At 55.1% G+C, this 21,880-nt stretch carries 15 protein-coding genes; 5 read left to right on the top strand and 10 right to left on the bottom strand.

Features of this window, described 5'->3' with window-relative positions; translation table 11 throughout:
* The first annotated feature begins 45 nt into the window (after window positions 1–45).
* The 3 genes from ACW9E7_RS04180 to dcd are packed head-to-tail and all read left to right on the top strand — an operon-like array spanning window position 46 to window position 3,165.
* Entirely contained in the window at window positions 46–1,893 is a 1,848-nt protein-coding gene (locus ACW9E7_RS04180) for an NUDIX hydrolase (RefSeq protein WP_248048626.1), read from the top strand.
* Window positions 1,886–2,608 (top strand): hypothetical protein, encoded by a 723-nt coding sequence (locus tag ACW9E7_RS04175; protein ID WP_161670496.1) that lies wholly within the window; start codon window positions 1,886–1,888, stop codon window positions 2,606–2,608. The genes ACW9E7_RS04180 and ACW9E7_RS04175 overlap by 8 nt, the downstream gene beginning before the upstream one ends.
* Entirely contained in the window at window positions 2,605–3,165 is a 561-nt protein-coding gene (dcd, locus tag ACW9E7_RS04170; protein ID WP_071788476.1) for a dCTP deaminase, read from the top strand. The genes ACW9E7_RS04175 and dcd overlap by 4 nt, the downstream gene beginning before the upstream one ends.
* 872 nt (window positions 3,166–4,037) lie before the next feature.
* Here the strand turns inward: dcd and ACW9E7_RS04165 are convergent.
* The 5 genes from ACW9E7_RS04165 to ACW9E7_RS04145 all read right to left on the bottom strand — a co-directional run bounded on the left by ACW9E7_RS04165 (window position 4,038) and on the right by ACW9E7_RS04145 (window position 11,292).
* A complete protein-coding gene (locus ACW9E7_RS04165; protein ID WP_161670497.1) occupies window positions 4,038–4,481 on the bottom strand; it encodes a hypothetical protein in 444 nt (147 codons plus the stop codon).
* Window positions 4,482–5,244: 763 nt separating this feature from the next.
* A complete protein-coding gene (locus tag ACW9E7_RS04160) occupies window positions 5,245–5,631 on the bottom strand; it encodes a hypothetical protein (protein ID WP_038418866.1) in 387 nt (128 codons plus the stop codon).
* Window positions 5,632–5,644: 13 nt separating this feature from the next.
* Complete coding sequence (locus tag ACW9E7_RS04155; protein ID WP_458727299.1) at window positions 5,645–9,829, bottom strand: RHS repeat-associated core domain-containing protein; 4,185 nt, start codon at window positions 9,827–9,829, stop codon at window positions 5,645–5,647.
* A gap of 17 nt (window positions 9,830–9,846) precedes the next feature.
* On the bottom strand, window positions 9,847–10,284 hold the full coding sequence (locus ACW9E7_RS04150; RefSeq protein WP_458727298.1) for a DcrB-related protein: 438 nt from the start codon (window positions 10,282–10,284) through the stop codon (window positions 9,847–9,849).
* Window positions 10,285–10,401: 117 nt separating this feature from the next.
* Window positions 10,402–11,292, bottom strand: a complete 891-nt coding sequence (locus tag ACW9E7_RS04145; protein ID WP_458727297.1) for an oxidoreductase — start codon at window positions 11,290–11,292, stop codon at window positions 10,402–10,404.
* 105 nt (window positions 11,293–11,397) lie between these two features.
* Here ACW9E7_RS04145 and ACW9E7_RS04140 point away from each other — a divergent pair, with 105 nt between their 5' ends.
* The gene (locus ACW9E7_RS04140) at window positions 11,398–12,519 is read left to right on the top strand and encodes a YbdK family carboxylate-amine ligase (protein ID WP_458727296.1); all 1,122 of its coding nucleotides are present in this window, start codon (window positions 11,398–11,400) and stop codon (window positions 12,517–12,519) included.
* On the opposite strand, the gene ACW9E7_RS04135 is transcribed toward ACW9E7_RS04140, so the two are convergent.
* The 3 genes from ACW9E7_RS04135 to ACW9E7_RS04125 form a co-directional block, all read right to left on the bottom strand.
* Window positions 12,449–15,604: an efflux RND transporter permease subunit gene (locus tag ACW9E7_RS04135; RefSeq protein ID WP_458727295.1), complete on the bottom strand. Its 3,156-nt coding sequence runs from the start codon at window positions 15,602–15,604 to the stop codon at window positions 12,449–12,451. The two genes, ACW9E7_RS04140 and ACW9E7_RS04135, sit on opposite strands and share 71 nt — an antisense overlap.
* A gap of 9 nt (window positions 15,605–15,613) precedes the next feature.
* Window positions 15,614–16,678 (bottom strand): efflux RND transporter periplasmic adaptor subunit, encoded by a 1,065-nt coding sequence (locus tag ACW9E7_RS04130; protein ID WP_458727294.1) that lies wholly within the window; start codon window positions 16,676–16,678, stop codon window positions 15,614–15,616.
* Window positions 16,679–16,817: 139 nt separating this feature from the next.
* On the bottom strand, window positions 16,818–19,526 hold the full coding sequence (locus ACW9E7_RS04125) for a cation-transporting P-type ATPase (protein WP_458727293.1): 2,709 nt from the start codon (window positions 19,524–19,526) through the stop codon (window positions 16,818–16,820).
* A 479-nt stretch (window positions 19,527–20,005) separates the two neighbouring features.
* Between ACW9E7_RS04125 and ACW9E7_RS04120 the strand changes: the two genes are divergently transcribed.
* Window positions 20,006–20,254 carry a DUF1158 domain-containing protein gene (locus ACW9E7_RS04120; RefSeq protein ID WP_013097677.1) on the top strand — a complete coding sequence of 83 codons (249 nt, stop codon included), beginning with the start codon at window positions 20,006–20,008 and terminating at the stop codon, window positions 20,252–20,254.
* Window positions 20,255–20,310: 56 nt separating this feature from the next.
* Here the strand turns inward: ACW9E7_RS04120 and ACW9E7_RS04115 are convergent, their stop codons facing one another.
* On the bottom strand, window positions 20,311–20,652 hold the full coding sequence (locus tag ACW9E7_RS04115; protein WP_014830972.1) for a RamA family antibiotic efflux transcriptional regulator: 342 nt from the start codon (window positions 20,650–20,652) through the stop codon (window positions 20,311–20,313).
* A gap of 32 nt (window positions 20,653–20,684) precedes the next feature.
* Complete coding sequence (locus tag ACW9E7_RS04110) at window positions 20,685–21,788, bottom strand: MBL fold metallo-hydrolase (RefSeq protein WP_149366075.1); 1,104 nt, start codon at window positions 21,786–21,788, stop codon at window positions 20,685–20,687.
* Between the last annotated feature and the right edge of the window lie 92 nt (window positions 21,789–21,880).

The following is a 21,880-nucleotide window of genomic DNA, read 5'->3' as shown; positions in this document are numbered from 1 at the left end:
AGTAGTCTGAATATTCTATAGGTTTTTTTCAAAAAAGGATGCCTTATGTCAATTGTAACTCGGCGTGTTATTACATATTGTTTTATATTTCTATGTGCCATGGGTTTTCTTAAGTTATATTTAAATCAAGAAGTTCTATACAGTTGTCTGGGATCGTTTATAATTTCGCTAATTTCAATACCAATAGCAGACCCTAAAGTTTTAGATAAAATAATTTACTTCAGTAAGAGAGAGGTGTTTAAACGAAACTTAAAGAAAACTATTGATAGTTATCAAGAAAGCTTTAACATTCCAAGTCTAGTTACGAAACTAAAAATTGATGTTAAAAAATACTTCGAAAAAGAAATTCTTGATAAAAAATTCATTGATAAGTCTTCTGACTATGAGTGTGCAGCGCTAATGTTTGCAATGCAGGATGAAAAAAATCCATTCACGATAGCACCTGATCTTTCTGTTAGTGACTTTAGAGAAATAGCTAGAAAGGCAGCTATGAATATTCAGTATAGGACAATACTTTTGTCTAATTCCTTGCAAAACTTAGGGTGTAATAATAAAGAAATCTTACTTTTAAATGATAACAAATATCATGTGGCTGAAGAATTGAAAAGTGAATCGGATGATTCATTTTATAAACGGATCTTAGCTTCTAAAGATGACGAGATAATTATCTTTAGCACTACATCGCAAGTGTCTTCTGGAATGATAAATATTATATCGAGCCATCACTCTAGTATAAAAAAGTTTAATTTCTATATTTGCAGTCCTTTTATACTGAAGCATGGTGCAATAAGAAGTATGTTTTCTGAGTATAATAATCCTTCGTTTGCAACGCCAAAAATGCAGTTTATCCAAAATGAAACAGGGACTGTTGATATCGAAATGGATGCGACGAGGCGTGTATTGAAAATAATTAGCTCAATTCATAATTTGGTTGAGTTTTCTAATGAAAAAAAAGTTTCAATAGAAGTGAATATTTTTAAAAAAGAGTATCCAGGCCTTAAGTTGAAGGTGCTAAAAAATAGCAAGTTTATACAGATTCAACCAGGGAATCTTTCATACGCAAATAACTTATATAGGTTTGGAGTTGAGACCGACTCATCAAGTCTATTTAATGATGTTTTAAATAAAGTTAACATATATAAAGAGAATAGTGAGTTTGTTGAGGAAGTACCCTTAATTTCTGATAGGTTGAATAACTTTGAAAATGAAGCGTTATCTGAGCTAACTCTTTGGCTTCTAGAAAGGGGAGTGACACCTGAAAAAATGCTAAAGCATAGAGATATGTTAATGGCAAAAATTGTTGATGACAAATTTCTTTTGAGAATTGATAAAATAACTAATTCTCTTCGTAAAGCCAGAGATGAAGTGAAAATTAGCTTAGGATTAAATCTTGACTTATGCGAAATATATACGAAAAGGTATAACTCATGTAAAACTCCGGGGATCTTTGTTGGACAAAACAATATTGGGAATTTATATCATATAACTGTTGCTACAATATTTGTTAAAGATAACAGTTTGTTGATGATTAGGAAGTCTGACAAGGCTTATGGTAATAAATTAAGTATAGTAGCCGGTCATTTAGAAAATGGTGAAAGTCCAGTAGAGGCGATAAAAAGAGAGGTTAGAGAAGAAATTGGGATTAAGTTGGATAGCTATTGTTTCATTAAAAAGGAAGTAGAAGTTCACGATAAGTGCCGACATGGTTTAGACTTGCATGATTGGTATATTTTTTATTCAAATCAAATTAAAGATATTAGCAATATTGATTTTGATGGTACAGAAATAGAATATCTTGAATGGGTGCCTTTAGATAAATTAAGTTCAATGAAGCACGAGTTCACTCAAGGTGCATCATTAATCATGGAGAGATTGGGGTATATAAGTGAATAAGATAATCATAAGACTTCCTGGTGGTGGAAGAATTAAAGAAAAAAATCAACATCAAGATATTTCTTGGTGGGGATATAGGGGGTTTCATATCGACCCTGAATTTTACTTAGGAATATCCAGTATTATAAAATCTAATCCTGATTGTATTTTTTATTTTATTTCGGGAGGAGTCGGTGCTTTCATGTATACCAACTTCTCTAATGCAATTAATCTGGATGATAAAATTACATCGGAAGTTGGATGTGAAATTGTGAGCGTCCTGCATAAAATTCTTATTGGAAGTTTAATTGAACGTGATGTACAAGTTTGTCCTGTGGAAGTCGGTCTGGACGGCTTGGATGATCCCAATTATAGTAATTATTCATGCTATTTCATTAAGCCCAATCCCAACACTCTATCAACTGACAGCCTTGCTGCCAGTGTTGCACCAATAGTTGAAGCCGATCTTATCCTGTTTATAAAGGAAGGTGCGCCAACATATTATGTAGGTTTTAATACACCCACCAAAGTGACTGAGTGGAGTATAGAGAACATTAGGTTGAAATCTGTAGAGGTGGTTGGGAATTATTTACTGGACTCTGAAGCTTTAGATATATTAGAAAATGTAAAACCAAAAGCACTAATTATTCCTCCTGAGATATTATCTAACTTTTCTTTTAAGAAAGAATCTTATGGTTTTGGTAGTAAAGATTACTACACGGAGATTAAGTCATGATTTATTCCAATATAGACATCATTTCAAAAGTTGAGGCAGGATCGATAACGATTGCTAACTACTCTGATGAATGTATGAGGCCATCAAGTTATTTGCTCAGGATGGACAAAAAAATATTTCGGATGAAAAAAACTGAGTCATTGATAGATACTAAACATACAGATACTTCAGTGTTTTTTGATGAGATTGACTTGGACGATAATGGGATAATAATTCATCCCGGGGAGTTTGTATTAGCATCATCAGTCGAAATGATTTCATTGGATCATACAGTTTGTGCCGAACTTTACCAACTATCTTGCTATGCTCGTATAGGTCTTGGAGTTAATTTTAGCTCATGTCATGTTGCGGCATCTTTTGGTGAAAATAAACCATCATCAATTACTTTTGAAATAATTAATAACTCCTGCAATTCAATTAAAATATATCCGGGTGTAAAATTTTGTCATTTAAGATTTCATGATCATGTCACGCCAGCTACTAAGACTTATAATGGGATATATTCAGAGAAGAAGGAAGCAATGCCTGCTAATTTCGCCTTGAAGCCTGCCAGATAGTTTTTAGAGTTATAAGTTGGGCTGTTTAGAATATTCAATAACCAGCCTTACTTATTTTTAGTTCCAAAAATTATATTATTGCTCCAAGCCAACTTCCTAAATCCCATCTCCCGCCTCACAATTACTTAACTCAAATTAGACGTTTCCCGTGCAATACGTAGATACTCATTCCACCAGACGCCAAACATTAAATTTCTGAAGTAAAGTATATCGGCGACTTAACTTCCAGCGCAGCGGAACGCCGTTGCGCGCATTCTCTTACTTTGTTGAGGAATACTTTGTGTTCAAATTAAATCCGTTGTTACTAAGCCTTGTGGCTGCGCAAGGTTTGATGTTCCCTATCTTACTGTCGAGGACGGCGGAGTTAAAGCCTTATTCGCCAGAGATTAATGACAATAAAGTCGGGGCTTATTGATTATGCAATGGCTTGACTCATACGCTGCGCGGTTTACCGCAAAGAGATCGACGGCAACGGCGCGAAAGGATGGCGTTACAACGCGGGTGTGCGCTGGTCGTTTTAATTGAACCGGTCGCCGTTATGGCGACCGGAAATATTTCACGTTTAAAACCCGCGCGATAAATGGAGTTGCGTCCCCGGTTTCATGATCATTAAACCTGAAACTCTCTAAAGTCAGGTGTCCTCCTTCGGATCCCCGGCGTACCGGGTCTGACGTCAAGGAAGTAGTGACTACTGGTATATACCTGAGGAGGGCGCTTGCGTCTCGTCTGGGCACGATGTCCGTATAGAGCGAGGAGCGGATATTAGTAATGAATAATTTATGGTGTTTTTTCATTTCTCAAGCGAGCCAAGCATTCAGCCTATTTCGCTAACCGGAGGAAAGGTTTGCTGACGTTGAATTGTGACAAAGAGGTCAGTGACAACTGAAATGAATGAGGTATCTGCCATATTGTGATTCGATGACAAACTCTTCGTGTAGGGAGCCATACCACACTGGTGGACTAGTGATGAGGCTGTAGAAAAGCGCATTACCAGTCATTTCATTGAGATCGTCCAGGAAATTGGCGAGGATATTCTCCTTCAATGTGGATGGCAGAAGCTGCATGTCCTCATGTTCAAAGAACCATCTTTTTACTGTTTCCATAACTATTTTTTGCGAACATTCTTCAAGTTGTGGGTGCCAGTATGCGGCCGGAAACTTATTTGTAATGGATGAATGGTACCTCGCCAAAGAAGTCAGAATGCTGTCACTTTTATTAAGTTTTACTACAAAATAATCAGATACACGATTTGCCGCATCATTCATACAGCCTACAGCTCGCATAAATCCTGTAAGTCGTTCCGCATACTTATCCATTTTTCCTCTTTAAGCTCGTAGCCGTAGCTGAATGCATGAACTGAACTTCATTACTGATAGTAACTTTTTCAGGGTATTACAACATCATTTTAAGTTCACGTATTACGCAGTGCGAGGGAACATTAAATCCTTAAATAACTCCCGAATAAAAAAAGAAGCTGTTTTAACAACGTCCGCTCCTGGCACAAAGCGGACATTTCTTTCACAGTCACCTCATAAAGTGTTCGCACACATTAAATGAGCGCCTTCATCACGAGCATATGAATACTGCACTCCATCAATGTTTCTACATTATCAACCCACCAACCATCACCTATAATGTTTCCTGTCTGAAAACAAGGGGCAAGGATGCACGTAGTCTCAAGAGCGCCTTTCGACGCAGCCACCAGACAATTTCCTAATCAAGCACCCGCTCTGGACGATCTTTACCGGGTACTAAAAAAGGAACACTATCCATCACCAGACGACATGCTAAAGTACTTTCCCAGCCTGGATCGGATGAAATCCGGGAAAAATGGTGGTCATTGATTTACCGCTGGCATCGATTAAATGCATATCCTGAGCGAGTAGATCATCAAGATAAAAAGGTTGTTAGAACCAGGAAATGTCACCACTGCTCTAGTCACGAAGATGTTACCTCGTGTCAGGGAGATCCAGGTTTCATTCGGTTGTAAATATAAGTACGGCAGAGCCCGGCATCCTGCAGCAGGCGGTAGTCCTGCCACAGGAATGGGTCTGCCCTATCGGATAGACATAATTAATTTTATAAAAATGCTGTTTCGCCACTACCAATTTTCTTCACTTCAAGCCCTTTAAATTTGATGCCAATCCCATGTTCCTGATCCAAATCGGTCGAGAACATGAACCCAAATTCATTGTCCTCATCTGGGGAAAGGTAAACTTTCAGCAAAATCAAGTCCTTTGCATCCGCACCATATATACGCTTGCTATATACATGGGTTTCAGTTGCGATTTTCTCGAAAAAATCTTTCTGTTTCTTAATAAGAAAATCGATGTCTTTTTTCATTTTTTCATCGACCGAATCAGATTCAAGGTTTATGCACTGGACGAGAGAAGGACCAAATACCGATAATACTAAATCGACTGAAACACCTTCATCGTCTTCATAAAAATCCAGTTCAAGTGACATTGCGCCTCCTATTTTATTTGCAATTCAATGATTTGGCGGTTTTCTTAGCTTCAACAGACTCGTACTTAACTCCATGATGTTTTTCGAATTGGCTTACAGACCCTGAGTGCGGGAAAGACGCTTCATGCGCGCTAGTTTTGACAAGCTGCATTGTGGAAGTATTCGTCACAGGGTCGTAATCATTCAAATGGTGCCAAGTATAATTTTCCGGATGTGATTTTCCAGTGATATTACCTGAAGCATTTGCATATCCTGCAATTTCATTAGCTGCCTTGAAATCACCATATCTGCTGCCGGTCATCTTAATTTTAACGATACTTTCTCCATGTGGATATAAAGCATCACTGCCTGAAAAATCTACCCCTGGGTACCGTGAAAGACCAGTAGGATCAATCCACCCCAACGGATTCGGCGCATACTGATAAAGGTTCCACCCGCCATTCAGCCCAATCGGATCCTGCACAATAAACCGCCCGACCTGCGGGTCGTAGTAGCGGAACAGGTTATAGTGCAGCCCCGTCTCACCGTCAGCGTACTGTCCTGCATATCGAAGCGGTTGATGCGCCATCGCTGTGCGATTCACAACCCGTGAGAACCCTTCGCTCTGATGGCGCACCTCGCCAAAGCTGCCGTACTGGCCGCTCCAGCGCACCGCGCCGCGCTCGTCGGTCACTTCCAGCGGCGCGCCGTTCAGGTCGGTGTTGAACCAGTAAATCTCACCGCTGCTCTGGTCTCGGAGATGATCCACGCGCGCCAGCGGGCTCCAGGCTTCATTCGGGTCATAAATATACGTACTGCACAGCCCGCTCTCCTGCTGCTCCTGCAACAGACGGTAGCCCTGCCACAGGAAGCGCGTTTCGGTGGTGCCGTGCGCGGTGGTGACGATTTTGCGTGTACGGCGGCCCAGCGCGTCGTAGTGATAGTGCGCCTCAAACCGCCCTTCCGGCCCGGTTCCGCGGGCGGATACCAGCCGGTTCTCGGCATCATACGCATAATGCTGTTCATACAGCCCGTTGCGGCGGCTGACCAGGTTGCCCCAGTGGTCGTATTTCATAAACAGCGCCTGCCAGTGCTGCAGGCGGTTATCCGTGACCGGTACCGCATCGTCATTGGCGGCGAGGTTATCCGCGGCGTCATAGCTGAACTGCGCGCGGCTGTGCCCCTGTCGGGCCTCGTAGTGCTTCAGCAGACGTCCTTCGGCGTCGTAGCCGTAATCCACCTCACCGCGCAGGGTGTCGCTAACGCCGGAAAGCTCACCGCGTGCGGTGTAGCGATACAGGCGTTCCAGCATCGCCTGCTCCGGCAGGGTCACGTCCGTACTTAGCTCACTGCGCTGCAGGGTACGTCTGCCAAGGCTGTCATATTGGCGGAACTGCTCGCGCGCGCCCTGGGTGCGGCGCACCTCGCGGTGCAGGCGGTCGCGGGTGAACTCGGTCACCAACTGCTGCCCGAAGCGGATGGCGCTGACATGGCCGGAGCCATAGTGCAGCCAGGCCAGCTTTTGCTCGCCGGGCAGCGTCAGGCCGGTCAGGTTACTCAGGGCATCCCATTCATAGCCCACCGCGCCGTTAATGCCGGATTCGCTCAGCACGCGCCCGGCGGCATCATGGCGGTATGCAATCTCATCGCTTTCGATACCCAGCGCAACGCCTTCGGCTGTTGGCGTGCGGCGGATGCGGGTGATCTGGCCGCTCAGGTCACGGACGTAGCGGTACTCCGCGTGGCGCTGAGTGCGCCCGATCAGCAGCCCGCTGTCGTCATAGCTGAACTGCTGGACGCGACGGGCGATGCCGCCGTCGGCGGCAGGCCGGCCGTTTTCTTCGAGCGCGCAGAGGAACCCTCGCGCGTCCCATTCCATATGGCGCACGGTCTCGTCCGGGCGCGTTTCGCTGAGCGGGCGGCCCACGGCGTCGTAGGTGAAGCGGTATTCCGCCCCGTTGCCGTTATCAAGCCGCAGCAGGTTACCGCGCGGGTCGTAGCGCCACTGGCGCACGCGGCCAATACGGTCGGTGAGGCTGACCGGGAGGCCGAGCGCGTTATAGGCCCAGCTCACCTCGCTTTCCAGCGGGTCGCGCCAGCCCGTGAGCTGGCCGCGTTCGTTCCACACCAGCGACTCGCGGCTGCCGTCCGGATGGATCACGGCGCTCAAAAGTCCGGCACGGCTCCACTCCCGGCGCGTGATATTCCCTTCCGCATCCTCGCTGGCAACCAGCTGCCCGAATCGGTCGTAGGTGAAGCGGGTCACGCTGCCGGAGCAGTCGGTGCGCTGCGTCAGCAGCCCCTGGTGGTTCCAGACCAGGCGCACCACGCCGCCGATGGCGTCGGTGATGCTCTCCGGCAGGTTTTCTTCATCGTCGGGATAGCGATACGCGGTGGTGCTACCGGCCGGGTCGGTTTCCGACAGCAGGCGACCGCGAAGGTCGTAGATGGCCTGCGATGAGGTACCGTCCGGGTAGACCGTGCGGGTGATGCGGTCGGTCAGGCGATGCCAGTGATACTCCGTGCGGCGGCCCGCCGGGTCCGTCTCGCTGGTCATGCGGCCGTATTTGTCCCACGTGCTGCGGCGCATCGCACCGCCGGGCAGGATGACGTCGCAGAGCTCGCCGTCGCGGTAGACAAACGTCGTCTGGCGACCGTCGTAATCCGTGAAGCGGGCAACGTTGTCGTCGTCATCCACCAGCCAGTGCGCCTGCGCGCCGTCTTCGCGGGTCGCGCGGCGGGTGCCGTTATCAAAATCATATTCGAACGTCAGCTGTTCGCCGCCGCTGTGGCGAAAGCCGACCACGCGCGGCAGGCCGTCAATCTCGCGCCAGCGGTATTCGCTCAGCAGGCCGTTGGCGTCCTCGTGGGCGCTCATCAGCCCGTCCTGCCAGCAGAAGCGTCGGCGCACGCTACCGCCCCGGCCGGTCACACAGACCAGCTGGCGCTGTTCATCATAAGCGTAACTGACCAGGCAGATCTCGTCATCCAGCCAGGCGCCGGTGAGCCTGTCGCGGTCATAGCGGCAGACCACGCGCTGGCCCGCGCTGTCGGTCAGGGCATGCAGGGTATTATCAGCGTTCCACTCGAAGAGGATATCGTTGCCGCAGGATTCAGAGATGCGCTGGAGCAGCGACGGGGCGTCATCCCGCAGCGGCGCATAGTGCCAGCGCTCGCCGCTGACGTCATACACCGACCAGCTGTCGTCCTGGTGATGTTCAAGCCAGTTCTTTTCGCTTTCGCAGTAGCTGCGCAGCCCTTTCGGGACCTTCGGGAAGGCGACGTAATCGCCGGACGGCGCGCGCCACACCAGGCCGTCCTGATACGGCTCCAGGCGGCTTTCCCAGAACAGGCTCCAGCCGCGGCCCAGCACGCTGTCGCCGGGGTTGCCGCTGCGCCAGTAGCGCTGCCAGCGCACCGGAAGACGGGAAGGCAGGACGAAGTCCAGCTCATCATCCCCGCTGAGAAACTTCTGTCCGCTGACGATATCCACCGGGCGGGCGATGATCCCCGCGGCCGCCACGCCGGTCATCAGCGTGCCGGCGCGACAGGCGATACGGGCCAGCTTGTTGATACCGGGGATTTTGCCCAGCAGCTTAGAGAGCGCCCCGACTTTGCCAGCGGCCCCGCCCCAGCCGCCGATAAGCCCGGCGAACAGCAGGGTAAGATCGGAGACTTTGTAGAGCCACTCGGGCACTTCAGACTGAATGGGCAGGGTTTGCTGCGGGTCGCCGCCGATAATGACGTTGTTCGAACCGGTCATGACCTTCGCGTCGCAGGTGGTGCGATCCCCGATGCGGGAGGCTGGCTGGCTGTTAATGGAGACGCGCTTAGAGCCTTCGGCCATCTGCTGCGAGCCGTCGTCAGAACAGTCGACGGTGCTATCGGTGGCAAGCGCGGCGGGTTTACCGTTGATAAACACGTTCGGCGAGCCGGAGGTGATGACGCCTTTCTTCGTCATGCTGGATGCCCCGGCGTCCGCGATGCTGTCCCGGGCGGCGGTCGCCAGCTCCCCGGTATAATACCCCACGGCCAGGCTGGCGCCGACGAGCAGGACGCCCACGCCAAGACAGGATGCGCCGAGACCGGCAATAAACATGGCCCCCGCCAGAATGCCCCCGGCGGCGGCAATCAGGCCACCGACAATCGTTCCGGCAATCATCCCGGCCAGCGCACCGGAGTGTCCGATATCATCGCCAACGCGTGCTGCTTCAAACATAACAACTGTCCCTGGTGTTAATGGTGGAAGCGGAAGCTCCTGAGAAGATCGCCAAACAGCGCGCTGTCGGCATCGCCCAGCGCGCGGGTGCAGGTCATGGTGAAGACCAGAATTTTATCGCTGTCGACATTAAATACGGCCTGCCGCTGCCAGATGCGTTTCCCGTCGCGCAGGTAGCTGGCATGGACAATTTCACCCTGGGAAAGATTGTCGCCAAGCGTAGCGGCGCTGCGCTCACCCTGCTTCCAGCCCTTGATGTGTTTTTCCATCAGGGCAAGCTGGCGATCGATATACGCGGCAAGCGCTTCGCCGGGGTTGAGGGTATCGCGGGAGATATTGAACGCCGGCGCATCCGCAGCGGGCGGCGCGAATACGTTGACGGTACGATCCTGATAACCCTCAGGAAAGGTGATCTGTCCTTCACTGAAAAGGCACTGCGAATGTAGTTCTGACATTGAGCGGGTCCCACCACATATTTTCAGAAGCGGCAAGTTTCGCATATGTGTTTAAGGCTGACTATCCCCAGATTATTGCCCAACGCCAGCCCTCGCCGAACGGAAAAACAGTAACCGTTAACCCGGCCCCTCGCTCCCTGCCGCCAGCAGCGGTACCACCACGTCGCTGATGGGCACCGCAATGCCGTGTTTGCGGCCGTAGCGCTGGATGACGCCGTTGCGGATATCCCACTCCATCGGGCGATCCGCCTGACGGTCAGCCAGAATCGACGTACCCAGGTCCACGGGCGCGCGCTGAAAGTTCGCCAGAATCTCCTGCGCCACGTCATCGTTCAGCTTCGCCCCTTCGGCGCGGGCGACGGCCAGCCCCTCGCGCAGGTAGGCCAGCGAAAGTTCGCTGATATCCTCGCGCCTGAACATCCCGGCGCGGCGGTTGGCGAGCACCATCAGCCCGGCGACCGCGTTTTGCAGCAGCTTGCGCCAGGCGACGGTGGGGAAATCTGCCGAGAGTTCAACTTCACAGCGCGTACCGCGAAGCGCCTCCACCACCCGCTGTGCCTGCGGCACATCCGGCAGCGTCAGGCGCGGTTTGGCGCGCAGCCAGACGGAGGCATCCGGCTCGCGCTGCGCCGGGAACCAGACTACCGACGGCAGCACCGTTGCGCCACTGACCAAATGCTCAAGCTGAGCCTTCTGCTCTACGCCGTTTTGCAGGGCGCAGACCACCGTATTTTCATCGCACAGCGCGCGCAGCCATCCGGCGCTGTCGGCATTTTGCGTCGTTTTCACTGCGATAAACACGAGATCAACGGGACGCGTAATGGCCGTCGGGTCGGTTAGTACCGGACCGGGCACCACCGTTTCACCTTCGTCGTGGCACAGGCGTAATTTCGGATGCGCGGTCCGTCCGCAGAGCAATGGCGTGCGGTCAGCGTCATGCAGTACCGCGGCAATGGTGGTGCCAATCGCACCGGGTCCTATCAGCGCAACGGTTGGATAGTCAGACATGATTCACTCCCCTTTTGCTAAGCCTGCTATCAGTTATACCACCCTGAGACGAGCGCGCCACACCCGTTGTCTATACTCAACACTCTACAGACAACGGAGTGCGCCATGCCTTTACCCGATTTCAAATCCTCTGAACCATTCACCCTTGGCATCGAGCTCGAACTGCAGGTGGTTAACCCGCCGGGGTACGATCTCAGCCAGGACTCCTCCGCGCTCATCGCCGCCGTCAAAGACGACATTAAAGGCGGTGAAGTCAAACACGACATCACCGAAAGCATGCTCGAAATCGCCACCGGCGTGTGTCAGACCATCGACCAGGCGGCGGCGCAGTTCTCGGTGATGCAGCAGAGCATCCTGCGCGCCGCGGCGGAGCAGCACATTCAGATCTGCGGCGGCGGGACGCATCCGTTCCAGAAATGGCAGCGCCAGGAGGTGTGCGACGACGAGCGCTATAACGTCACGCTGGAGCGCTTTGGCTATCTGATTTTGCAGGCGACGGTGTTCGGTCAGCACGTTCACGTCGGCTGCCGGACCGGGGATGACGCCATTTACCTCCTGCACGGCCTGTCGCGCTTCGTGCCGCACTTTATCGCCCTGGCGGCCGCCTCGCCGTATATGCAGGGCACGGACACGAAGTTCTCCTCGTCGCGGCTCAACATCTTCTCGGGATTTCCGGATAACGGACAGATGCCGTGGGTCAACAGCTGGCAGGAGTTTGAAGGGCTGTTCCGCCGCCTGAGCGCCACCAGCATGATCGACAGCATCAAAGATCTGCACTGGGATATTCGCCCCAGCCCGCATTTTGGCACCGTGGAGGTGCGGGTGATGGATACGCCGCTGACGCTCGGCCACGCGATTAACATCGCCGGATTGATTCAGGCCACGTCGCACTGGCTGCTGACCACGCGGCCGTATAAGCATCAGGAACGGGATTTTCTGCTCTACCGTTTTAACCGTTTTCAGGCGTGTCGCTACGGGCTGGAAGGCATCCTGACGGACGTGCATACCGGGGAGCAAAAAACCGTGGCGGAAGACATCGCCTGGCTGCTGGAGCAGGTGGCACCGTCGGCCGAGAAGCTCGGCGCAACGAGCGCAATCAATGAAATTGCCCTGCTGTTAAAGCAGGGCAAGAGCGAGGCGCAGCGCATGCGGGAGTTTATCGCCGACGGTGGCTCGCTGATTTCTCTGGTTCAGAAGCACTGCGAGCTGTGGGCGACGAGTCCGTAAGTCCGTGGCCCCACTCGCGCAGGCGCTGGAACAGCACGAACAGCGCGGGGATAAACAGGATCCCCACCACGGTCGCCACCAGCATGCCGCTGAACACCGTGGTGCCGATGATGCGGCGGCTCTGGGCACCCGCCCCGGTCGCCAGCATCATCGGCAATACGCCGATAATGAACGACACGGCGGTCATCATCACCGCGCGGAAGCGGCGCGATGCCCCTTCCCGCGCGGCATCGACAATCGCCATTCCGTCCATGCGCCGCGCGCGGGCGAACTCCACGATCAGGATCGCGTTCTTGGCGGCAAGGGCTATCAACAGCACCAGACCAATCTGCACGTACACGTCGTTGGCGTAGCCCGCCAACCACAGCCAGACCAGCGCCCCGCCGATGGCGAAAAGCACCGAGAGCATCACGCTCGCCGGGAGCGTCCAGCTCTCGTACTGGGCAACGAGGAACAGCCACGCCATCACCACCGCCGCCAGCACAATCCATATCGCCTGATTGCCGGTCTGCTGCTCCTGATACGACATTCCGCTCCAGGCGTAGTCGTACCCCGCTGGCAAATTCTCCGCCAGAATCTCGCCCATCGCCGCCATCGCCGTGCTGCTGCTCACCCCAGCCGCTGCCGAGCCGCTCACCGAAACGGACGGGAACTGGTTGTACTGCTGCAGGAACGGCGCGCCGACGGTCGGCGTGATGGTGACGAGGTTGCTCAGGCGTACCCGCTCGCCGCTGTTGCTGCGCACGAACAGCTCGCCGATCTGCTCGGCGCGCTCGCGCCACTGCATCTCGTTCTGCATCACTACGTGGTAGACGCGGTTGTTGACGCTGAAATCCCCGGCGCGCGTGCCGCCAAAGGCGGTTTGCAGGCTGCTGAAGATGCGCGACACCGGCACGTCGAGGCGCGCGGCGCGCTCGCGGTCAACGGTCAGCGTCAGCTGCGGCACGTTGCTGCTCCAGGTGGTGAACACGCGGCTCAGCTGCGGATGCTGGTTGGCTTTCGCCAGCACTTCACGCGTCACGCGCTCCAGCTCCGCCGGGCTCTGCCCCGCCTGAGCCTGGATGCGCAGGTCAAAGCCGGAGGCGTTGCCCAGCCCCGGCAGCGTCGGCGGCGCGAAGGTCATGATGGTGGCTTCCGGCAGGGCCAGCAGCTGGCGCTGCAGGTTGCCCATCACCTCCTCCAGCGGCGGACGCTCGCTCCAGTCCTTCAGCATGATGGAGATAAACCCACCGTTGGAGGCGCTGGTGCCGTTGAGGATGTTAAATCCGGAGACCTGAATGACGTCCTCCACCGCCGGATTTTGGGCGATCAGCTCCCGTGCGGTGGTCATCACCGCTTCGGTGCGCTCCAGCGAAGCCGCTTCCGGCAGCTGAACGCTGGCGAAGAAGTAGCCCTGGTCCTCCTGCGGCAGGAAGCCTTTTGGCATCGACGTAAAGCTGAACAGCACGACTGCCGCCGCGCCTGCGGTGGCCAGCAGCGCCAGCCACGGACGCAGGTTTAAGACATGCACGAGGCGGGTGTAGAAACCGCGCGTAGCGTCCAGCCCGCGGTTGAAGGCGCGATAAACGGCCGCAGGTTTCTCCGGACGCGGAAGCAGCAGCATCGCGCACAGCGCGGGCGTCAGGGTCAGCGCCACCAGGCTTGAGAGCGTCACGGCGGTGGAGAGCGTCACCGCGAACTGGCGGTAGAGTTCGCCGACAATCCCCGGCAGCAGCGCCACCGGCACAAATACCGCCAGCAGCACCAGCGTCGTCGCGATGACCGGCCCGGCAATCTGGCGCAGCGCCAGCGCGGTCGCCGCCGTGCGGCTCTGCCCTTCCGCCATCAGCGTTTCGACGCTCTCCACCACCACGATGGCGTCATCCACCACCATGGTCAGCGCCAGAATAATGGCAAACAGGCTGAGCGTGTTGGCGGAGTAGCCGAGCGTGTAGAGCACCGCGAAGGTGCCCACCAGCGACACCGGAATGGCGAGGGCGACAATCAGCGTCGCGCGCCAGCTCTGCAGGAACAGGGAAACGACCATCACCACCGCCAGCATCGTCAGCGCCAGCGAGACGCCGATCTCTTTAATGGTCGCGGCAACAAAGGAGGTGGTGTCGAACTTCACCTCGTAGACCAGGTCGTCCGGGAAGCGCGTCGAGAGGCGCTCCAGCTCCGCGCGCACCGCGTCGGCCACGCGCAGGGCGTTGGCGGACGGCGTCGGGTAGATGCCGAGGTAGGCGGAATCGTGCCCGTTCAGCTGCGCGCCGGAGCTGTAGCTGCGCGAGCCGAGCTCGATGGTGGCGACGTCCTTCAGGCGCACCAGCTGGCCCATCTCGCCCGCGCGGATGATGATATCGGCAAAGTCGTCGGCCTGGCTTAAGCGCCCCAGCCCGTTGATGGTCAGGGTCTGCTGCTGGCCGTTAAACACCGGCGGCGTGCCCACCTGGCCCGCCGCACCCTGCACGTTCTGCTCGCGCAGCGCCTGCGCCACGTCGTCGGTGGTGACGTTCAGGGCGTTCATGCGGTCCGGGCGCAGCCAGATGCGCATGCTGTAGTCGCGCGCGCCGAACATCTGCACCTGCCCCACGCCGGGCAGACGCGACAGCGCCTCGCGCACCTGGGTGCTGGCGTAGTTGCTGACGAACAGCGGCGTGTGGGTGTTGTTCGGTGAGTAAAGACTTACCCCCATCATCAGGTTGGTGGCACGCTTGCGCACCTGCACGCCATTTTGCTGCGCCTCGGTCGGCAGCTGCGCCACGGCCTGCGCCACGCGGTTTTGCACGTCGATGGCCGCGAGATCCGGATCCGTGCCCGCCGCAAAGGTAATGTTCAGGCTGTAAGTGCCTTCGTCCGAACTGGTGGACTCCATGTAGAGCATATGGTCCACGCCGTTCAGCTGCGTCTCCAGCGGCGTGGCGATGGCCTCCGCCACGTCAGCCGAGCTGGCGCCCGGCCAGCTGGCAGAGACGTTCACCACCGGCGGCGCGATCTGCGGGTACTGCTCCACCGGAATAATCCTCAGCGCAATGGCCCCCAGCAGGGTGATGACCAGCGCAATCACCATCGCGAAGCGCGGGCGTTTGATGAAAAACGTCAGCATGATGGCTCCTTAATTCAGTATCTGGACGGCAGCGCCGGGCTGCACGCGCTGCGCACCGTCAGTAATCGCTCGCTCACCGGACTTCACGCCGGATAAAATCCGGAACTGCTGGCCGATCTGTCCGGCGACCTTCAGCGGGCGCATTTCGGCTTTTCCGTCGGCATTTACCACCCAGGCAAAAAACCCGTCGCCGTTCTGCTGCACCGCTGCGGCAGGCAGGGTCAGCACCGGCTGCTCGCTTGCCGGACGCAAAAACACGTTCACATTGCCGCCGGGCAGCAGCTGATGGCGCGGGTTGGCAAACTCGGCGCGCAGCATCACGCTGGCGGTACGCGGGTCAATGCGGTTATCCACTGACGTCAGCTCGCCGCTGACGCGCTGTCCGTTGCTGTCGATCAGCGCCTGCCAGGCACGCTTCATGGCGTTGATATCCGCATGCTGTCCGGCTTTGGTGGAAAATGCCCCCTCTTCCAGCGCAAAGGCGATGCGGATGGGATCGAGCTGCACCACCTCCACCAGCACGCCGCTGGCAGGGTTGACCAGGCTGCCGACGTGGAACCGGCTGTGCCCTACGCGACCGTCAATCGGTGAGGTGATGCGGGTGTAGTTCAGAGTAACATTACGGGTTTCGAGCCGGGCTTTTGCCTGCTCCAGCGCGGCGCTCGCCACGTCCCGCTGCATGCGGGCGTTGTCCACGTCGTGACGGCTGATGGCGTTGCTGCTGCCCAGGCTTTCAAAGCGGGAAAGCTGCTGCTGCGCCTGGCGCAGCGTGGCTTCGGCGCTTTTCACTTCGGCCTGCGCCAGGCGCAGGGCTGCGCGCGGCTCGGCGTCGTCCAGCTCAAACAGCACGTCACCTTTTTTCACATACTGCCCGTCGCGGAAGTTAATTTTGGTAATCATGCCTTCCGTACGCGCCCGTAGCTCAACGGTGTGGATGGCTTCGATGCGGCCCGGGATCTGGCGCTCGGCGGCGTGGGCGGTTTGCTCCACGGTGGCGACGCGAACGGGGATCGCGGCAGCGAAGACGGGTTGCAGGGTACTGACAAGAAGTGCGAACAGGAGTGGAAGTTTCATGGGAGTACCTCAGCGTTGTCTCCCCTCACCCCGGCCCTCGCCCCACAGGGGCGAGGGAGAAAACCGAGCCCAAGGGAGAGTATCAGACTGCCCCCTCTCCCCTGTGGGGAGAGGGTTAGGGTGAGGGGTAAGGTTTTAGTTATGCAGACTTACGGAACCTGCGGGTCAGTCGCTTCTCGATTTCGACGACGAAGAACATTACGCCTGCAACGGCCAGGGTCACAAACCAGTAGCGCAGCGGCAGGGCTTCGGTGCCGAACAGCATCTGCATAAACGGCAGGTAGATAATCGCCGCCTGGAGCAGGAACAGCACGCCCGTCACCAGCCAGATCCCTTTGTTTGCCAGCAGACCACGGTTGAGGGAGAACCCTTCGGTGTTGCGGCAGTTAATCATGTATACCCACTGGGCGCAGACCAGCATCTGCAGCAGCACGGTGCGGATGAACTCCGCGCTGTGGCCGCGCGGAGCCAGCCAGGCTTCCAGCGCAAAGGCGGCGATGGCAATCATGGTACCGACGAAAGCCACGCGCCAGACGGCGTAGGCATCCATCACGTGCTGCCCGGTCTGACGCGGCGGGCGGCGCATGATGTTGCGCTCGGCAGCTTCGAAGGCCAGGCCGAAGGAGAGCGTGGCTGAGGTGGCCATGTTCATCCACAGAATCAGCACCGGCGTCAGCGGAATAATGTTCCCCGCCAGCAGCGCAATCACAATCAGCAGCCCCTGCGCCAGGTTGGTCGGCATGATGAACAGGATGGTCTTCTTCAGGTTGTCGTAAACGCGACGCCCCTCTTTCACCGCGCTGGCGATGGTGGCGAAGTTATCGTCCGTCAGGACCATATCCGCCGCCTCTTTGGTCACTTCCGTGCCCTTGATGCCCATCGCGATGCCCACGTCCGCCTGACGCAGCGCCGGGGCGTCGTTTACGCCGTCGCCGGTCATGCCAACGATTTCGCCTTTGTCCTGCAGCGCTTTCACCAGGCGCAGCTTATGCTCCGGGCTGGTGCGGGCGAAGATGTCATACTTCACCGCGGCTTCCGCCAGCGCGGCGTCGTCCATCGTCTCCAGCTCGTAGCCGGTGACCGCCTGCTCGCTGTTGGCGATCCCCAGCATCTGGCCGATGCTCATCGCCGTCTGCGGGTGATCCCCGGTGATCATCTTCACGCGGATCCCCGCCTGCTGGCAGGCGTTAATCGCATCAATCGCTTCCGGGCGCGGCGGATCCATCATCCCGGCGATGCCGAGGAAGATCAGGCCGTGGCTCAGGTCTTCGTGCGTCAGTTCCTGCTCGCCGTTCGCCGGCTTGAACGCCGCGGCAACCATGCGCAGCCCCTGACGCGCATAGCGCTCCATCTCACTTTCCCAGTACGTGCGGTTGAAGGCTTCTGCACCGTGACGGGTCTGCTGCTGCGAACACAGGGCAAAAATCACGTCCGGCGCGCCGGTGATCAGGATCTGCTCCTCGCTGCCAATCTGGTAGTGGGTGCTCATGTACTTGTACTGCGAGTCGAACGGGATCTTGTTAACCAGCGTGGTCATTACCGGCTCAAGGCTGGCCTTCGCCGCCAGCACCTTCAGCGCGCCCTCGGTCGGCCCACCGGTGATGCCCCACAGGCCGCGCTCGTCCTGAATCAGCTGGCTGTCGTTACACAGGTCGATGGTACGCAGGTACTGCTCCAGCACGGTGCCCGGCTGGATGTGGACCGGCTCGTCGCTACCTTCCAGATAGATGTTGCCTACCGGCTCGTAGCTGTTGCCGTCCACGCGGTAGCAGGCGTCGGCGGTGATGATCGCTTTAACCGTCATCTCGTTCATGGTCAGGGTGCCGGTTTTATCCGAGCAGACCACGGTCATCGCGCCGAGCGTTTCAACCGTCGGCAGCTTGCGGATAATCGCCCGCTTGCGCGCCATCGCCTGCACGCCCAGCGAAAGGATGATGGAGATAATGGCCGGCAGACCTTCCGGTACGGAGGCCACCGCCAGGCTAATCAGGGAGAGCAGGAGCTCGCCCATCGGGATCTCGCGGAACGCCAGGCTGAAGACAAACAGCGCGGCCATCATCGCCAGAATAATCACGAAAATCGCTTTACCCAGCTTGTCCATCTGCACCAGCAGCGGCGTACGGTGCTTTTCGATACCCGCCATCATCTGGTTGATGTGGCCGAGTTCCGTATCTTTACCGGTCGCGGTGACCACACCGATACCGCCGCCCGCGCTGACGGTCGTCCCGGAGAAGACCATGTTGGTGCGATCGCCCAGCGGTAATTCCCCGCTAAGTGGATTAACGTGTTTATCCACCACGGTGGATTCACCGGTCAGAATCGCCTCTTCCACGCGTAAATTATGCGCTTCGATTAAACGCATATCCGCCGGAATACGATCCCCCGCGCGTAATACAATAATATCGCCCGGGACGATTTCAGTTGTGGGGATTGTTTCGTGACTGCCGTTACGAACAACGCGCGCCTCGCTGGCGAGCATATTACGAATACTCTTCAGGGATTTTTCCGCGTTGCTTTCCTGAATATGACCAATTAGAGCATTGATTACCGCGACGCCCAAAATAACCAGCGTATCAACCCAGTGGCCCATTACTGCCGTTAATACGGCGGCGGCCAGCAGGACATAAATCAGCACATCATTAAAATGGGCTAAGAAACGCAGCCAGGCGGGTTTGCCTTTTTTCTCCGGCAGCGCGTTCGGACCTGTTTTTTGCAGACGCGCCTGCGCCTCTGCACGGTCCAGACCGCTTGCCTGGCTCTGCGCATGTGCAAGAGCCTGCTCTACGGTCTGCTGGTATGCCAGCCCGCCGGAAGGCGGCACGTTAGGAGTCAATTTTTTTTCAGTCATCGTATTTTTCCTTCAATTTCCGGTGAACAGAAGCCTGAATTCCTTTCGGGCTTAAATAAATTCATTTTAAAGTCTTGCGGGTAAAATTGATCTACCGCAATATAATGACTTCTCGGTTATTCAAAATTGATTAAAACTATTTCGATGACCCGATTTTTACAAAATATTTCTAAACCAAAACTAAACGAGGGGGAACCATGTGGGGTATTTATCGCGGGCGCAGACTGGTGTTATACGTTATCGCGACCATTGTTATTGCCACGTTAATTGGTTATAGCACCTATACATTTGTAAAATTATTTTCCTGATGCGGACGTTTATTTACATAACGCGATATTAATATAAACGCCGGGTCGTATGTTGTTATTTGCGCGCAGTAATAATGTCTTTGTTTTATTCAAAAAGGTCAGCGGGGCTGATATTGCTTTACGTTACAGAATGCCGGACAATGACATTTTTAACTGACGCTTAACATTACGATGAAACACCCGCTAGAATCGCTGCTCACCGCAGGCGGCATTTTATTACTGGCCCTGCTTTCCTGCCTGCTGTTACCCGCACCGTCGCTGGGTCTGGTGCTGGCGCAGAAGCTGGTTCAGACCTTTCACATGGTCGATCTTAACCAGCTCTATACCATTCTGTTCTGCGTGTGGTTTTTACTGCTCGGGGCGATTGAGTTCTTCGTGCTGCGTTTCGTCTGGCGACGCTGGTTTTCACTCGCGTCCTGAGCCAATAAAAAAGCCGGGTGGCGGCTTCGCCTGGCCCGGCTTGTTTTGGTTTGCGTTCAATGCGCCCGGCTGTGGTTCTCCTTGCGGTACGCTCCAGGCGGCTGGTTGAACGTACGGGTGAAGATACGGGTAAACGTCTGCTGCGAGTCAAACCCGTAACGCAGGCAGATGTCGTACACCCGGGCGTCGGATTCACGCAGATCGCGCGCCGCCAGCAGCAGCTTACGTTCACGGATATAACGCCCCAGACTCTCCCCTTTGTACTGCATAAACAGCCGCTGCAGGTGCCATTTCGAGTAACCCGCGTGGCGGGCAATCTCTTCTATTCGTAATGGCTGGTGCAGATTGTCGTCGATCCATTCGACGATAGTGTCGATGACTTGAGCGGAAATGGTCATACTGCTGTCCCCCTCTGCTTCTCGCTTAAACATTATTCCCACCACGCACGAAAGGTTTGTGCGCTGTCGCTTACCCGGACGGGCTCGCCCAGTTCCGGCGTCAGCAACCGATAATTTTTATCCTTGCTGGCTTTTGCCAGCTGGATCAGCGGATCGTTCCAGGCGTGTTTCGCCAGCACGAAGCGTCCGTTATGCCCCGGCACCACGGCTTTCGCGTTCAGGTCCGCCGAGGCCTGCGCCGTTTCCTCCGGCAGCATGTGGATGTACTTCCAGTCCTGGTCGTACTGGCCGTTTTCCATGATGGCTACGTCCACTTCGCCAAACTGTTCACCGATGGCCTTGAAGTGCGGGCCGTAACCGGAATCCCCGCTGTAGTAAACATTCTGCTCTGGCGTAACGAACATGAAGCTGCCCCACAATGTGCGATCGCGTTTGATGCCGCGACCGGAGAAGTGACGCGCTGGCAGAACGTGCACCGTCAATTCATCGCTGATGCTTACCGACTGGTTCCAGTCGCGCTCGTCAATAATCTCGGACTTCATCCCCCAGTAGCGCAGGTGGGATCCTACGCCCAGCGGCGTCACCACGCGCTTTACCTTCGGCATTAGCGCCCGGATGGTTGCGTAATCCAGATGATCGTAGTGATCGTGCGAAATAATCAGCAGGTCGATCTCCGGCATGCGTTCAGCGCGCCACGGATACTCGCCGGCAAAGGCCTTATTGAGGAACGAGAACGGCGCGGCATAGTTGCCAAGAACCGGGTCAATCAGGATGCGTTTACCCGCGAGCTGCAGATACCACGATGAGTGACCGAGCCACACCAGTGTGTCCTGCTCCAGCGGCAGGCTCGCAAGATCGGTTTTCACCAGCGGCAGCGGCCGGGTCGGGCGGGCGTTTTCGGTTTTTTTGGTCAGAAACTCCCACATCGCGACCAGCATATTTTTGTCACCGTTATAACCCGGCGTCGGCAGCGTGTTGTGGAATTTCCCCTCGCGATACTGTGGGGAGGCCTCCACTTCAGTGAGCCTTTCACCCTGCGGCGGCTGGCCGAATCCGGCATTCAGAACAAACGGTAAACTCGCGGCTGAAGCAATAATCATGATTAACACCACGCAGATGAAGAGAGGTTTTTTCATATCCTGACCCGAAAACGCGCCCCATCCGATAGCGTGCGCAGGGTAAACTTGATTATGAGTGAGTAAGCACTCATTATAGATATGATGATAAA

It is taken from the genome of Enterobacter sp. H2G27, assembly GCF_054403075.1.
Note: the sequence above shows the minus strand (reverse complement) of the source record. Positions and strands in the feature narration are given on the sequence as shown.

Bases quoted from the DNA above. Each gene is read 5' to 3' on its own strand.
- ACW9E7_RS04180 (WP_248048626.1), top strand. From the start codon at position 46: ATGTCAATTGTAACTCGGCGTGTTATTACATATTGTTTTATATTTCTA.
- dcd (WP_071788476.1), top strand. From the start codon at position 2,605: ATGATTTATTCCAATATAGACATCATTTCAAAAGTTGAGGCAGGATCG.
- ACW9E7_RS04165 (WP_161670497.1), bottom strand. From the start codon at position 4,481: ATGGATAAGTATGCGGAACGACTTACAGGATTTATGCGAGCTGTAGGC.
- ACW9E7_RS04160 (WP_038418866.1), bottom strand. From the start codon at position 5,631: ATGTCACTTGAACTGGATTTTTATGAAGACGATGAAGGTGTTTCAGTC.
- ACW9E7_RS04155 (WP_458727299.1), bottom strand. From the start codon at position 9,829: ATGTTTGAAGCAGCACGCGTTGGCGATGATATCGGACACTCCGGTGCG.
- ACW9E7_RS04150 (WP_458727298.1), bottom strand. From the start codon at position 10,284: ATGTCAGAACTACATTCGCAGTGCCTTTTCAGTGAAGGACAGATCACC.
- ACW9E7_RS04145 (WP_458727297.1), bottom strand. From the start codon at position 11,292: ATGTCTGACTATCCAACCGTTGCGCTGATAGGACCCGGTGCGATTGGC.
- ACW9E7_RS04140 (WP_458727296.1), top strand. From the start codon at position 11,398: ATGCCTTTACCCGATTTCAAATCCTCTGAACCATTCACCCTTGGCATC.
- ACW9E7_RS04135 (WP_458727295.1), bottom strand. From the start codon at position 15,604: ATGCTGACGTTTTTCATCAAACGCCCGCGCTTCGCGATGGTGATTGCG.
- ACW9E7_RS04130 (WP_458727294.1), bottom strand. From the start codon at position 16,678: ATGAAACTTCCACTCCTGTTCGCACTTCTTGTCAGTACCCTGCAACCC.
- ACW9E7_RS04125 (WP_458727293.1), bottom strand. From the start codon at position 19,526: ATGACTGAAAAAAAATTGACTCCTAACGTGCCGCCTTCCGGCGGGCTG.
- ACW9E7_RS04120 (WP_013097677.1), top strand. From the start codon at position 20,006: ATGAAACACCCGCTAGAATCGCTGCTCACCGCAGGCGGCATTTTATTA.
- ACW9E7_RS04115 (WP_014830972.1), bottom strand. From the start codon at position 20,652: ATGACCATTTCCGCTCAAGTCATCGACACTATCGTCGAATGGATCGAC.
- ACW9E7_RS04110 (WP_149366075.1), bottom strand. From the start codon at position 21,788: ATGAAAAAACCTCTCTTCATCTGCGTGGTGTTAATCATGATTATTGCT.